This window comes from Bacillus sp. S10(2024), assembly GCF_050473865.1.
In the GTDB taxonomy this organism is placed as follows: domain Bacteria; phylum Bacillota; class Bacilli; order Bacillales; family Bacillaceae_G; genus Bacillus_A.
On sequence record NZ_JBFLUR010000002.1, the window covers coordinates 204,706 to 219,382 of the forward strand.

Consider the following 14,677-nt stretch of genomic DNA (forward strand, 5'->3'; position numbering starts at 1 on the left):
AAATAATGACAAATTTTCTTGTTAGATGTAAACTGAAGGAAGATTCATTTTTTGAAACGGAGAAACAGAGGGGGCATATAGTATGACAGTTATTCATAGATTGGAAATTCCTGTTCCGTTTGCGGTAGAAATCGTTAATGTTTTTTTAGTGGAGGGAGAAACACTTACATTAATTGATACAGGAACGAATACAGAAGAAGCGAGACTTGCATTAGAGAAGCAACTACATGCACTAGGATATAAGGTAGAAGATATTGAAACAGTTGTGCTGACACACCACCATGCAGATCATTGTGGATTATTGGATATATTTTCTAGTCAAACAAATATTGTGGGCCATCCGTGGAATGAACCGTGGATTACACAGGATCCGCAATTTCTAAAGCGATATCATCAATTCTTCTTAGAAGAATCTAGACAATTTGGAGTTCCAGAAACATTTTTAAAACAAAGTGCATCGTTAATGAAAACAATGATTTACTCTTGTAAACGTTCACTTACACATACGGTAAGAGAAGGAGATAGCATTGCTTCGTTGCCGGGATTTACAGTGATTGAAACGCCAGGGCATGCGTCTACCCATATTTCTTTATACCGTGAAAAGGATGGATTGTTAATTGGAGGTGATGCCTTAATTGGACATATTTCTTCTAATCCAATTCTAGAACCACCATATGAAGGAGAAACAGAACGAGCGAAACCGATGCTGCAGTATAATGAAACATTAAAGCGCTTAGCTAATATGAATATTTCACGTGTTTTACCAGGGCATGGGGAAGATGTTACTGATGTGAAAAAATTAGTAAATGAGCGTCTCCAAAAACAAGAGGCGCGTGCTCTTAAAGTGTTAAATTTATTAAAGGAACAACCGATGACAGCATTTGAAGTATGCGTCAAACTATTTCCGGTGCTATATGAAAAGCAGTTACCGCTTATAATCTCTGAAACAGTTGGACAATTAGACTTTTTAGCATATAATCAACAGGTGATGATTGATAAGTCATCAGAGAAATGGATTTACTATGCAAAGTAGGTGACAGCCATGAATAGGCGTTTACAAGATAAAGTAATCGTCATAACAGGAGCTTCAAGCGGAATTGGGGAAGAGTTAGCGATGCAAGCAGCAGAGCGCGGTGCAATCCCTGTACTAATCGCTCGTAAAGAAGAAAAGTTACGGGCGCTCAAACAAAAAATTGAAACCATGTATCGTACTTCTTGTCATTATTATGTTTTGGATGTAAGTAATGAAGAAGAAGTGGAACTTGTTTTTACACAATTGCTTCAAGATATAGGACGTATTGATATATTAGTCAATAATGCTGGTTTTGGTGTGTTTAAAACGTTTGTTGATGCATCCGTACAAGAAGTTAAAGATATGTTTGATGTAAATGTATTCGGTTTAGTAGCGTGTACGAAAGCAGTTTTACCTTATATGATCGAACAAAATAGTGGCCATATTGTGAATATTGCTTCACTAGCAGGGAAAATTGCAACGCCGAAATCAAGTGCATATGCAGCAACGAAACATGCGGTGTTAGGGTTTACAAATAGCTTGCGTATGGAACTTGCAAATACAAACATTACTGTAACAGCAGTTAATCCGGGGCCAATTGATACAAACTTCCATACAATAGCGGATCAATCAGGTACATACGTAAAAAGTGTTGAACGTTACATATTGAAACCACATTATGTAGCGCAGCAAATTGTAAAAGCGATTGAAACAAAAAAACGTGAAGTGAATTTACCGAAATGGATGAGTTTAGGACCAATTGTCTTTTCCTTATTTCCTGGTTTATTCGAACGTGTTGCTGGAAAATCATTAAGTAAAAAATAGGAAATTCTCTATTTGAGAATCTCCTATTTTTTGTTGATTAAATCTTCTATGGCTGATACTAATTCAGTATTTTCTTTGTAATAATATCCGTTAATTTTAGAAGTCGTGAAACTACCTACTTGTTCGTTTTTGTTAAATTAATTTAAAGAAATTTTGGATTCAATTCTAAATGAAACTACTTGATATCAAATTTTTACGTCGATACACACTTAACACGATACCCATTAAAAACGCATGAAACAGAGTTGGTATCAATCCGTAGCTAATAAAAGGCAAGGATATAGAAGCAATCGGTAATAAACCTATGATCATGCCAACGTTATAAATGAACTGAACTACAAAAAGAGTCATTCCACCAACAAGAAGCAATTTACCATAATGATCATTTATTTTATAAGATATGACCATTATCCTTGCTACAAAAAGAGAAAGAATTAAGACAAGGATAAGTGCAAACAAATAACCATAATAGTAAGTCAAACTTGCAAACACAAAATCAGTATGTGCAGCCTGAATGAACCCCATTTTTCCAGTTGCACCAAACCACCCCGCTGACGACATTAACTCTTTTAAACGTAAATACATATAACCTGGACCATCTACGTAATTTTCTGGGTTTAAAAACCCTAAAATTCTAGCCAAATGGGGGCCCTTTACTGAGGGGCGAAAAAACAATTCACCGATGATAGATAAAGGTTGTTGAAAGACTTGGTATAGTTAAGAATAGACACAAAGAAAACAAGTACAAAATCCCAAGATGCCAAACCTTTAACCTACTATTATTAAAAAAAGAAGCCCAAGCTAGAAAAAAAAATGGTACAGCCATTAAACATCCAATTGTAATGGGACCAATTTTTATTAACGATTCTCCATACCGTTTTGTTAAAACTATCTTTATTCCAAGTTTAATTTTGCTTTACTAAAAATAAATCTCTTATTTTAACAAAGGCATATCCCTTTTGGTTTTCTAAATAATTCTCTACCCTAATTTCTTATTTTACTCCATGAAATTCATTATCCTGCCACCGTTCGTTTAATAAGACTTACTCAATGGAATGACCCGATTGTGCGGGATTTTCATTAGTGGGGGATAAAAAAACTGATGGAAGTTTCAATTTATAAATTTCACACTCTTTACGATAACGTAATGTATTCATACACGGCATCTTCTACAGCCTCATATAAATCAATTTCCGCATTGTTAGAAATAATATTTTGAATACGTTCTATGAGCATTTCGTAGTCTTCTTGTGAAGTTGGCGTACATTGATATTGTTGAAAACTTTTTGTAATCATTTTTTCGATTAATTTTTCACTCATGATTTTTCTCACCTATATGTGTATATGTATTGTTTTTATTGTACTTGAATTTGATAAGAAAATCTCTACATCTTCGTTTGTGCATAAAAATTCATTTGTTATAAAAGTTTTATTAGTAAAATGACCTTGTAATGTTATTTTTTTTATTGTTTATAAATTTATAAATATTTAATTGACTCTATAAATATACAATACTATAATCGTATTTAAATCTAAAAGGTAATGAGGAGGAATTATGAAAGCGGCAATTATTGGAGCGACTGGATACGGGGGGCTTGAGCTTTTACGATTATTAACACATCACCAAAGCTTTACAGTGACATCGTTACATTCTTTTTCGCAAATTGGAGAGGTTATGACAACACCATATCCTCATTTATCTACTTTTGTTTCTCATACATTAGCAGAGGTAGATGTTGAAGGGATTGCGAAAGAAGCGGATCTTGTATTTTTAGCAACGCCGGCTGGGGTGTCAGCAAATTTAACTCCGAGTTTACTAGAGGCTGGTGTAAGAGTGATTGATTTATCAGGAGATTTTCGAATTCGAAAACCGGCTATATATGAAGAGTGGTATAAAAAAACAGCCGCCAAAGAAGAAATATTACAACAAGCAGTGTACGGATTAACGGAATGGAAAAAAAGCGAAATCGCAACTGCAAATTTAATTGCAAATCCAGGATGTTATGCAACAGGGGCTTTGCTGGCGGCAGCTCCATTAGTAAAAAACGGAATCATTGCAGTGGATTCCCTTATTATTGATGCGAAATCGGGAGTTTCTGGAGCAGGAAAGACACCGACAAATATGACGCACTTCCCGGAAATTCACGATAATTTATTTATTTATAAAGTAAATGGACATCAGCATATCCCGGAAATTGAGCAAATGTTGGGGGAATGGGATGAGAACATGAAACCAATCACGTTTAGCACACATCTGATTCCGATTACGAGAGGGATTATGGTCACGCTTTATGCAAAGGCGAAGCAGGAGATAACAGATGCTGTGCTTCAGCAAGTTTATGAGGAAAGTTATTGTCATTCACCGTTTGTAAGAATACGAGAAAAGGGAGTTTTTCCAAGTCCGAAAGAAGTAAGGGGATCTAACTTTTGTGACATCGGAACGGCTTATGATAAACGAACGGGACGAATTACGATTGTAGCAGTCATTGATAATGTAATGAAGGGTGCAGCTGGGCAAGCTGTGCAAAATGCAAATATATTAGCAGGGGTGGAAGAGACGGAGAACTTACACTTTATGCCGTTGTATCCGTAAGGGGGAGAAAGCATGATTGAAACAGTAATATGTACGAAGATAGAAAACGGTTCAATTGTAACACCAAAAGGATTTGCCGCGATTGGGATTCATGCAGGATTAAGAAAAGAGAAAAAAGATATGGGAGCAATCGTATGTGAAGTACCGGCGAGCTGTGGGGCTGTTTATACGCAAAATCAATTTCAAGCAGCTCCTATTATTGTTACGAAAGAGAGTATTGCCGCTAAGCAAAAATTACAGGCTATTGTTGTGAATAGTGCAAATGCGAATTCTTGCACAGGTGCAAAAGGACTGCAGGATGCATATGAAATGCGTGCATTAGCTGCTAAGCAGTTTCATGTAGAGGAGAAGTACGTTGCGGTAGCGTCTACAGGGGTCATTGGAGAGCCTCTACCAATGGAGAAAGTACGAAGTGGTATTTCTTCGTTCCAACCCTCAACAGAAGTAGAGATTGCGACATCGTTTTATGAAGCAATTTTGACGACAGATTTAGTTGCGAAACAATCATGTTACAAGTTTTCAATTGAAGGGAAAGAGGTTGCAATTGCCGGGGCTGCGAAAGGATCGGGGATGATTCATCCAAATATGGCAACGATGCTCGGGTTTATTACGACTGATGTGAATATAGAAAGTGAAACATTACAAAGAGCTTTATCGCAAATTACAAATCATACATTTAATCAAATTACAGTCGATGGAGACACATCTACAAATGATATGGTACTTGTGATGGCTAGTGGGTTATCCAATACAACTGCAATATGCGAAGAACATCCTGAATGGGAGAAGTTTATACTCGCACTTGGAAAGGTATGTGAAGATTTAGCAAAGCAAATTGCAAAAGATGGAGAGGGAGCGACAAAGTTAATTGAAGTAAATGTGCATGGTTCGCGAACTGTGGAAGAAGCAAATATGATCGCGAAGCAAATTGTTGGCTCCAATCTTGTGAAAGCTGCTGTATACGGTGAGGATGCAAACTGGGGGAGAATTATTAGCGCAATTGGACAAAGTGGCATTGTGATTGAACCACATACGGTTGATATTTCTATTCAGTCGATTGCGGTGTTAAAGAATAGTGAACCTCAATGTTTTTCAGAAGAGGAGATGAAACAAATGCTGCAACAAGAAGAGCTTGTTATTGATGTATATCTACATATAGGCAAGTCAAGCGGAAGAGCATGGGGATGCGACTTAAGTTATGAATATATAAAAATTAATGCTTGTTATCACACGTAAGGAGAGAAGAGATGAGAGAACGTATTGTAATAAAATGCGGCGGCAGTATGTTGGCTCGTTTAGGTGAAACATTTTTTCAATGTATGAAACAAATTGCGCAAATGTATGATGTGATTGTTGTTCATGGCGGCGGGCCTGAAATTGATGCGATGCTAAATAAATTAAGTATTCCGATTGAAAAGAAAGATGGACTACGTGTAACAACAGCAGAGGTAATGAAAATTGTGCAAATGGTGTTATGCGGCAGCACAAATAAGACATTTGTTTCAAAATTAAATGAGCAAAAACTTGAAGCGATTGGACTATCCGGCTGTGATGGAAGGTTACTGCAAGTTGCTCCGCTAGAAGCGGAACTTGGTTTTGTTGGTGAAGTGAAATTTGTTCGAAAGGCGTTATTACAATGTTTGTTAGCAAATCAGTTTATTCCTGTTGTTGCACCTGTTGGAGTAATGGATGGACAGTTATATAACGTGAATGCAGATACAGCAGCAGCGGCGATTGCGACAGCAATCAATGCGGGGAAATTAATTTTTATTACAGATGTAGATGGCATTATAGATAAGAAGCAGCTCATTGAGAAAGCAAATGAACGGCAGCTTCTCGAGCTTATAAATAAGGGAACGATTACAGGTGGGATGATTCCGAAAGTGAAAGCTGCATTGACATCATTAGAACTAGGGGTAAAGGATGTTGTAATCGTGAATGGTACACAATGTTTTTTGACAAATGAAGGAGAGTGGATTGGAACAACAATAACAAAAGGGGGGAGAAGTAGTGGGAAAGCATATTTTTCCAACATACAGTAGACGAAATATTGAAATTGTGAACGGGAGCGGCACAAAGGTAACTGATAAACAAGGAAAGCAATATTTAGATTTTACTTCCGGCATCGCGGTATGTAATTTAGGACATTGTCATCCAGCGGTGGTAAATGCTGTAGAAGAGCAATTACAAACGATATGGCACATTTCCAATTTATTTCCTCATACCGTACAAGAAGAAGTTGCTAAGTTATTAACAGAGGGTCGCCAGTTACACTATGCATTTTTTTGTAATAGCGGAGCGGAAGCAAATGAGGCAGCGCTGAAGTTAGCCCGTAAGTATACAGAGAAATCAGTTGTGATTACGTGTAAACAATCATTTCACGGACGAACTTTTGCAACGATGAGTGCAACAGGACAATCTAAAATTCATGATGGATTTGGACCACTCCTTCCAAGTTTTCTACACATTCCTTTTAATGATATTACTGCGTTTCAAGAAGCGATGAATGAAGAAGTTGCAGCAGTTATGGTGGAAGTTGTACAAGGAGAAGGTGGTGTTTTTCCAGCAGATGTTCCATTTTTGCGTAAAATTGAGAAGTTGTGTCATACAAACGGTGCACTTTTCATCGTCGATGAAGTACAGACCGGAATTGGAAGAACAGGGACGCTATTTGCATATGAACAAATGGGAATATTACCTGATGTTGTCACGGTTGCAAAAGCGCTTGGAAATGGTATTCCAGTTGGAGCGATGCTGAGTAAAAAAGAGTTAGGATCCGTTTTTTCTCCAGGAACACACGGCTCGACGTTTGGTGGGAATTTTATTGCGATGGCAGCTGCAAAAGAAGTATTACAAATTGTTTCACAGCCTTCTTTCTTGCAAGAAGTACAAGAAAAAGGAGCGTATTTTTTACGGAAATTACAAAAAGAGTTCCAGGATATGGAGTGGATTATTGATATTCGGGGGAAAGGACTCATGATTGGAGTTGTTTGCAACGGGGAAGTCAGTGCGATGGTAGCGGCGTTAGAGAAAGAAGGCCTTCTCGTTTTGCAAGCTGGACCCAATGTACTGCGTATATTACCGCCGCTTATTGTAACGAAAGCTGAAATAGATGAAGCAGTGCATATGATGAATCGTGTATGTAAACAAGCATTGCTAAAATAGAGGAGGAATTTGTATGAAAACAGTTTCTGTACCAAAACTGCAAACAAAGGATATTTTAACATTAGAAGAATTATCACAAGAAGAAATCCTTGCAATTATTGAGTTTGCGATGTATGTAAAAAAAGAAAAAACGTTGCCACTCTTAGACAGAAAAATTTTAGGATTAATCTTTGATAAACACTCTACTCGTACACGTGTATCTTTTGAAGCTGGAATGATTCAGCTTGGAGGGTATGGTATGTTTTTAAACGGCAAAGAACTACAACTTGGAAGAGGAGAAAGTATTGCGGATACGGCAAAAGTGCTATCACAATATATAGATGGGATTATGATTAGAACGTTTTCACATGCGGAAGTAGAAGAATTAGCAAAGGAAGCGACAATTCCCATTATTAATGGATTAACAGATGATCATCATCCGTGTCAAGCATTGGCAGATTTAATGACGATTTATGAAGAAGCAAAGACATTTAAAAATATTAAGCTAGCTTACGTTGGTGATGGAAATAATGTTTGTCATTCACTGCTCCTTGCGAGTGCGAAAGTAGGGATGAACATTACAGTTGCAACGCCTCTAGGATATGAAGCGAATGAAGAAATCGTGAAGCGTGCAATTGAAATTGCAAAGGAAACAGGAGCTAAAATTCAGATTACATATAATGCAAAAGAGGCTGTCAAAGAAGCAGATTTTATTTATACGGATGTTTGGATGAGTATGGGGCAAGAAGACAATAGAGAGAAATATAAATTGTTTCAGCCATATCAAGTGAATGGACAACTTGTCCAAGAAGCAAAATCAACTTATCGTTTCTTACATTGTCTCCCAGCTCATCGCGAAGAAGAAGTCACCTCAGAAATCATTGATGGTCCACAATCCATTGTGTTTCAACAAGCGGGAAATCGCCTGCATGTACAAAAGACATTATTAGTCAGTTTATTACAAGATGAACAACCTTCTTCATAATAGAAGGTTGTTTTTGGTTCGAAATGTCTTATCTAGATTTCGCATTTTCTCTTTACATACTTTATAATAGTAAGAAACAGAAAAATATAAGAGAGATGATGTAGATGCGAGTAAATAAGAAAACATATTCATTCTTTCAGCGTATTTGGCGAGGGATGAAGTTAAATTATTATAAATTATTGCGTGCACCAGAAGGCGCAAAAATTGTATCGCGAGGATTTGCTGTTGGATTTGGAATGGAGATGTTAGTTATTCATACAGCTTCGCTCGTATATCTTATTTTTTATCCACTTGTTCGATTACTGAAAGGTTCATTTCCTGCAGCTGTGATCGGTAATATTATTGGGAAAATAACATTTTTACCTGTCCTTCTCATTCCTTTTGCGCATGCATTAGGAAAACTCATTTATCCTTTTGAAGTAAAAAAAATACCGCTTCACCATTATACAATAGGAGACTTTTTTTCAAGTAATGGACTAACAATATTAAGAAGTCTGTTACAAAGTGAAGTATATGTAATAATAGGTATGACAATTATAGGAGTTGGACTCGGCATAATTGCCTATTTTGTTATGCACTATTTATACGAGAAAAACCGCAAATTACGATTGACGAAAAGAAAGAAACAAATAAAAAGACCAATTGCACAACTATAATGAATGCACATCAATTTTCCTTTTTGAATATGCTTCTAAAAAGGAGGAAAGTTGATGTTTTTTTCTTATTATGATCCTAGGTACTACCCGCATGTTGTATATTATCCTGTTTCTTACGTAAGACAGACTGTTCAACCATCACAAGAAAGTAAACCATATTTAACTACTTGGCCGTATTCAAATGTATATTACGGAAACTATTATGAGACATAAAGCTGCTTCTAGTTAGAAGCAGCTTTATATATTGGCTTTCATAATTAAATTTTGGATAGTTTGCAATGAATGGGTTAACTGCTCCCGATCGTTTGCTGATAATGTTTGTAAATTCTCTTTTAGTTTTTTTAAAAGGAATTGTTTGTATTGATTGACTAATGATGTTCCTTCGGCTGTAAGAGACATTAAAATAACACGTCGATCTTTTTCGCTATAATGGCGCTCTACAAGCTCTTCTTGAATGAGTTTATTTAGCAATGGTGTCATATTCGGCCTTGAAATAGCTAATCGTTTACCGATTTCTGAAACTGCTAATGTATCTCGCTCATGCAATAACAATAATACCTGCGTATGTGATGGCGGCATATGTCGCTCAGAAGAGAACTCTCCAGGAAGCATAAACTTGCGATAAAAAAGAGGCACTAGCGAAAGGAGATGATCAACGATGCGTTCCCACTCACGTGAATCCATATAACAGGCCCCCCTTCTGTTCTTATTGTAACAAAAAAACATAATGTTATAAAAATAGAATGATTCTTTTGTGAATAAAAGGTGGAAAACCGTCTGTAAGGACCCGATTGGTTCAACTAACCATAAGTAGGAACCCTACCTACTTATGGAAGTTTCACTTTATCCCGCCCAAACAGGCGGTAGCTTGTGTGAAATCAGGAAGAAGAACCACCTGTAAGGACCCGATTGGTTCAACTAACCATAAGCAGGAACCCCATCTACTTATGGAAGTTTCACTTTATCCCGCCCAAACAGGCGGTAGCTTGTGTGAAATCAGGAAGAAGAACCACCTGTAAGGACCCGATTGGTTCAACTAACCATAAGCAGGAACCCCATCTACTTATGGAAGTTTCACTTTATATGATAACACTTGTTTTGCGAATGATTCTGCGATTATTTCATATCCTTTATCATTTGGATGAACTTGATCATACAGTAAATCTTTTTGATCATTTGGTAATAATTTACGAATCGGTAAGACGAGTGAAGGCTGATTTTCTTTTGAAATCGAATATATTGTTTTGTTCCAATTGTCTAAGAAAACATTTGCGTAAGAAGCAATGGAATCATCTAGTTTTAATGGGTTATAGAGCTCAGATAAAATGATGAGTGCATTCGGATTAGCGGAACGAATCGTTTTTACAATGTTTTGTAAATCTTGTTCAAAATGATCTTTTTCTTCATTTAATAATTTCATTCCTTCTATAATACCGACATTTCGATTGATGTGTAAAACGTTATTCCCACCAATGCTAATTGTAATCATATGAGCTTCTTTTATTTTTTGCTTTATTTCTTCGGTTTGCACCATTTGCAGTAACCGGTCTGTTGTTAAGCCATTTATTGCAAGGTTGTCGACTATAATTTGTTTTTGTAATTGTGTTTCTAATGTATGAGAAGCAACTTGTACATACCCACCTTGTGTAGATCCATAACCTTTTGCAAGAGAATCACCTAAGACAAGATGATGAAGCATCGCATCTGTTTGTGTATGAATCCAGTGCGGAACGGTTGCTGTAGAAGGTTCTTTTTGAATATTTGTCTCATGATTCTTGTCATAATACAAAAATGCAATGATAAGAAGGAGGAGACAAACTGTAGATAAAAGAAGTTTTTTCATTATGTTATCCTCCTTATAAATGGTTATTTTATCATATTCATAATGAGAAGCAATGGAATATATGTTACGTCTTCACGAAAATTTTACAATGTTTTTACAGAAATTTTGTAGAAGTACGTCAAAATTTGTTGACGATATTAACGCCTGTTCGTTATGATAAATTCCAGATGGGGTAAATTTATCCAACTTGCAAAAGAAGTAGGACAACTAACGTCTTGTCAATTTGGATGATTAAGAAGTAGGGACACTGATCCCATCGTATATTTTATAATTAGGGATTATGCTATAAGGGGGATTTTTTGTGAAGAAATCAACAAAAACGTTGGCTGGTGCTACACTTGCATTGGGTGTTATTGCTCCACAAGTATGGATTACGCCTGCATATGCAGAGGAAAGTAATGTAAAACTAAGAATATTAGAAACATCTGATATTCATGTAAATTTAATGAACTATGATTACTATCAAACAAAAACAGATAATAAAGTAGGATTAGTTCAAACAGCAACGCTTGTTAATCAAGCACGTGGAGAGGTAAAAAACTCTGTTTTATTTGATGATGGAGATGCATTGCAAGGAACGCCGCTTGGCGATTATGTGGCAAATAAAATAAAAAAAGAAGATCCAAGCTATGTGCATCCGTTATATCGTATGATGAATTTAATGAAGTATGATGTCATTTCTCTTGGAAATCATGAATTTAACTACGGTTTAGATTATTTAAAAAAAGTGACTAGCGAAACACAGTTTCCTGTAATTAACTCGAATGTATATGATGCAAAAACTGGTGAAAATTATTTCAAACCATATCATGTTTTTGAAAAAGAAGTAAAAGATGAGGCTGGACAAACGCAGAAAATAAAAATTGGAGTCATGGGCTTTGTACCACCGCAAATTATGGGATGGGATAAAGCAAATTTAGAAGGAAAAGTAATAGCAAAAGATATTGTAGAAACAGCAAAAGAAATGGTGCCGAAAATGCAAGCAGAAGGCGCAGATGTTATCGTTGCGTTAGCTCATTCGGGTGTTGATAAAAGCGGTTACAATTCTGGAATGGAGAATTCATCCTATTATTTAGCAACAGAAGTTCCTGGTGTTGACGCAGTACTTATGGGGCATTCTCACGCAGTAGTAACGGACAAGTATAATGGTGTTCCGGTTGTAATGCCAGGTGTTTTCGGAAATAATTTAGGTATGATTGATATGGAATTAAAGCAAGTGAACGGAAAATGGGAAGTACAAAAAGATAAATCGAACCCTGCTGTTCGTCCAATTGCAGATAGTAAAGGAAATGCTTTAGTAGAATCAGACCAAAAATTAGTAGACGAGATAAAGGATGATCATGAAGGAACAATTAAATATGTAAATACACCAGTTGGTGAAACGAAAGCGCCAATTAATAGTTACTTTGCGCTTGTACAAGATGATCCATCTGTTCAAATTGTAACGAATGCACAAAAGTGGTATACAGAGCAGAAGATGAAGGGTACGAAATTTGAAGGGCTGCCAATTTTATCAGCAGGTGCACCATTTAAAGCAGGTGGACGTAACGGCGCTACATATTATACAGATATTCCAGCAGGGACGCTTGCAATTAAAAACGTTGCGGACTTATACGTATATCCAAACACATTATATGCAGTAAAAGTAAATGGTGCTCAATTGAAAGATTGGTTAGAAATGTCTGCTGGTCAATTTAATCAAATCGATCCAAAGAACACAGATGAGCAAAAACTAGTGAATATTAACTATCCAACATACAATTTTGATGTATTAGATGGCGTGAAATATGAAATTGATGTAACGCAGCCTGCTAAGTATGACAAAGATGGAAAAGTTGTAAATGAAGCTGCAAATCGTATTGTGAACTTAACGTTTGATGGAAAGCCGGTATCGGATAGCCAAGAGTTTGTTGTAGCAACGAATAATTATCGTGGTAGCAGTAAAACATTCCCAGGTGTAAGCAAAGGAGAAGTGATTTTACAGTCTCCTGATGAAACACGTCAAATTATTGTAGAGTATATGAAACAAATCAAAACAATTAACCCGACGGCAGATAAAAACTGGGCATTTAAACCAATTGTTGGCGAGAAATTGAATGTTACGTTTGATTCTTCTCCGAACGCACAAAAATTTATAACAAAAGACGGCAATATTTCTTACGTTGGCCCATCAGAAAATGAATTTGCAAAATATACAATTGATGTAACGAAAAAAGAGGAACCAACTGGTGGAGATAAGCCAAATGGCGGCAATAATGGAACGAATCAACCGCCAACGCCAACAGATAATAATAATGGCGGAGATCAGCCGAAAACAACAGAAGATAATAAAAACGGCGAAGAGAACCCGACAGCAGCAGATTCAGGTAAAGAGCAAACGAAAACAGACAACAACTTGCCAAACACAGGAGCGAATGTGTTCACGACATTAGGGGCAGGTCTTGCGTTTATTGGTGCAGGTGCGATAGCGTTATTGAGAAGAAAGAAATTAAATAAATAATAAAGAAAAAAGTCCACTGCGAAGCAGCGGACTTTTCTTTATGTTCTTTATTCCATGAAAGGCCAAAGCCTTTGAATCCAACAAATAAAGTGATGATTGGACAAAGTAAACAGAAAACGGTGTATGGCAAGTAACTCATTGTTGGTACGTTTAGGAAATTTGAGAGAAATACACCATTAACTCCCCACGGTACAAGCGGATTAATCACTGTACCAGCATCCTCTAATACACGTGATAGATCGCGGTGCTTTAAGCCTAGTTCATCGTATTTTTCTGCAAATGCTTGACTTGGTAAGATATATTGTTCACCCGGAAAGAAGTTAACGCCCCTGCAATCATGCAGGAACGAAAATAGCGCGGTATCACCCTGAATTGTGAAATAAAAAACATTTCACCACTTTGCAGACATAACGGTCTATAACCGTCTTTCATTACTCCAACTGTTTCGTAAAAGAAGCTTAAGGGGGGAATTCATACTTCGTTCTGTACTGGTTCGCATCGTTCACCAGCTTTGTGAAATCATGAAGCGAAATATTACTAAATCCTATCATCGCTGATTCATATCATGTTAGTAAATTTTTATTATATAAAATAAGGAAGTGTCAACAGTTATTTTTGAAGTCGTCTGATAGAGAAAAAGGGTACAAATTACTTTTTTTGTTCGTTATAATGAATGTAAGGAGGGCAAAATATGAAGATGAAAATCATAATTATTTCAATGTTGTTCACAATCATTGGTGGTGCTGGAATTTATACAGCATTTGCGTCATCTCCGAATTCAATAAAGAAAAGTGTTGAAAAACCAAAAGAAACAGTAAGACAAGATGAAGAAGAAAAAATGAAAAAAACAGCAGATAAATTTGGGATTTCTACAGAAGGAAAAACAAAAGAACAGATTCAAAAAGAAATAGGTGCAGTGCGTTCTGAAAAGCGTCAAGAACTTCTTAGGGAGCATGCAAAAGAACGTGGAATCGACGTAGAAGGTAAAACGGATGAACAATTAATTCAAGAGATTGGTAAACTGAAGCATGGTCAATAGGGCGACTTATCATAGGATAAGTCGTTCTTTTTTTAGAATATGATTCTATGAAAAAGAATTGACAGTATTTGTTTCCTAAT

General features: G+C 36.5%; 14 protein-coding genes, 2 pseudogenes and 1 other annotated feature. Of the genes and pseudogenes, 11 read left to right on the forward strand and 5 right to left on the reverse strand.

Annotation, left to right across the window (positions count from 1 at the left end):
• Positions 1–82: 82 nt before the first annotated feature.
• Entirely contained in the window at positions 83–1,033 is a 951-nt protein-coding gene (locus tag AB1280_RS01155) for an MBL fold metallo-hydrolase (RefSeq protein ID WP_429754630.1), read from the forward strand.
• A gap of 9 nt (positions 1,034–1,042) precedes the next feature.
• A complete protein-coding gene (locus AB1280_RS01160) occupies positions 1,043–1,837 on the forward strand; it encodes an SDR family oxidoreductase (protein ID WP_429754631.1) in 795 nt (264 codons plus the stop codon).
• A 165-nt stretch (positions 1,838–2,002) separates the two neighbouring features.
• Here AB1280_RS01160 and AB1280_RS01165 read toward each other — a convergent pair.
• Together AB1280_RS01165 and AB1280_RS01170 are read right to left on the reverse strand one after the other, a co-directional pair.
• A pseudogene (locus AB1280_RS01165) lies at positions 2,003–2,708 on the reverse strand (FtsW/RodA/SpoVE family cell cycle protein); the annotation flags it as partial.
• A 263-nt stretch (positions 2,709–2,971) separates the two neighbouring features.
• Positions 2,972–3,157, reverse strand: a complete 186-nt coding sequence (locus AB1280_RS01170) for a YqzH family protein (RefSeq protein ID WP_429754632.1) — start codon at positions 3,155–3,157, stop codon at positions 2,972–2,974.
• A gap of 235 nt (positions 3,158–3,392) precedes the next feature.
• Between AB1280_RS01170 and argC the strand changes: the two genes are divergently transcribed.
• The 7 genes from argC (at position 3,393) to AB1280_RS01205 (ending at position 9,428) form a co-directional block, all read left to right on the forward strand.
• The gene (gene argC, locus AB1280_RS01175) at positions 3,393–4,430 is read left to right on the forward strand and encodes an N-acetyl-gamma-glutamyl-phosphate reductase (protein ID WP_429754633.1); all 1,038 of its coding nucleotides are present in this window, start codon (positions 3,393–3,395) and stop codon (positions 4,428–4,430) included.
• Positions 4,431–4,442: 12 nt separating this feature from the next.
• Positions 4,443–5,666, forward strand: a complete 1,224-nt coding sequence (argJ, locus tag AB1280_RS01180) for a bifunctional glutamate N-acetyltransferase/amino-acid acetyltransferase ArgJ (RefSeq protein ID WP_429754634.1) — start codon at positions 4,443–4,445, stop codon at positions 5,664–5,666.
• 11 nt (positions 5,667–5,677) lie between these two features.
• Positions 5,678–6,472, forward strand: a complete 795-nt coding sequence (argB, locus tag AB1280_RS01185) for an acetylglutamate kinase (RefSeq protein ID WP_429754635.1) — start codon at positions 5,678–5,680, stop codon at positions 6,470–6,472.
• Positions 6,441–7,595 carry an acetylornithine transaminase gene (locus tag AB1280_RS01190; protein WP_429754636.1) on the forward strand — a complete coding sequence of 385 codons (1,155 nt, stop codon included), beginning with the start codon at positions 6,441–6,443 and terminating at the stop codon, positions 7,593–7,595. The genes argB and AB1280_RS01190 overlap by 32 nt, the downstream gene beginning before the upstream one ends.
• Before the next feature lie 13 nt (positions 7,596–7,608).
• On the forward strand, positions 7,609–8,559 hold the full coding sequence (argF, locus tag AB1280_RS01195) for an ornithine carbamoyltransferase (protein WP_272186951.1): 951 nt from the start codon (positions 7,609–7,611) through the stop codon (positions 8,557–8,559).
• A 104-nt stretch (positions 8,560–8,663) separates the two neighbouring features.
• Positions 8,664–9,215, forward strand: a complete 552-nt coding sequence (locus AB1280_RS01200; RefSeq protein ID WP_272186952.1) for a DUF2062 domain-containing protein — start codon at positions 8,664–8,666, stop codon at positions 9,213–9,215.
• A gap of 54 nt (positions 9,216–9,269) precedes the next feature.
• Positions 9,270–9,428, forward strand: a complete 159-nt coding sequence (locus tag AB1280_RS01205) for a hypothetical protein (protein ID WP_272186953.1) — start codon at positions 9,270–9,272, stop codon at positions 9,426–9,428.
• Positions 9,429–9,452: 24 nt separating this feature from the next.
• Here the strand turns inward: AB1280_RS01205 and AB1280_RS01210 are convergent, their stop codons facing one another.
• Together AB1280_RS01210 and AB1280_RS01215 are read right to left on the reverse strand one after the other, a co-directional pair.
• Complete coding sequence (locus AB1280_RS01210; RefSeq protein WP_272186954.1) at positions 9,453–9,899, reverse strand: MarR family winged helix-turn-helix transcriptional regulator; 447 nt, start codon at positions 9,897–9,899, stop codon at positions 9,453–9,455.
• 379 nt (positions 9,900–10,278) lie between these two features.
• Positions 10,279–11,058: a GDSL-type esterase/lipase family protein gene (locus AB1280_RS01215; RefSeq protein ID WP_429754637.1), complete on the reverse strand. Its 780-nt coding sequence runs from the start codon at positions 11,056–11,058 to the stop codon at positions 10,279–10,281.
• A 301-nt stretch (positions 11,059–11,359) separates the two neighbouring features.
• Between AB1280_RS01215 and AB1280_RS01220 the strand changes: the two genes are divergently transcribed.
• The gene (locus AB1280_RS01220; RefSeq protein ID WP_429754638.1) at positions 11,360–13,558 is read left to right on the forward strand and encodes a bifunctional 2',3'-cyclic-nucleotide 2'-phosphodiesterase/3'-nucleotidase; all 2,199 of its coding nucleotides are present in this window, start codon (positions 11,360–11,362) and stop codon (positions 13,556–13,558) included.
• On the opposite strand, the pseudogene AB1280_RS01225 reads toward AB1280_RS01220, so the two are convergent.
• Positions 13,506–13,886: pseudogene (locus AB1280_RS01225) on the reverse strand (Na+/H+ antiporter NhaC family protein); the annotation flags it as partial. The gene AB1280_RS01220 and the pseudogene AB1280_RS01225 sit on opposite strands and share 53 nt — an antisense overlap.
• Positions 13,887–13,896: 10 nt before the next feature.
• Positions 13,897–14,118: a binding site (T-box leader), on the reverse strand.
• A gap of 131 nt (positions 14,119–14,249) precedes the next feature.
• Here AB1280_RS01225 and AB1280_RS01230 point away from each other — a divergent pair.
• Entirely contained in the window at positions 14,250–14,597 is a 348-nt protein-coding gene (locus AB1280_RS01230) for a hypothetical protein (protein WP_272186957.1), read from the forward strand.
• The last annotated feature ends 80 nt before the right edge of the window (positions 14,598–14,677 follow it).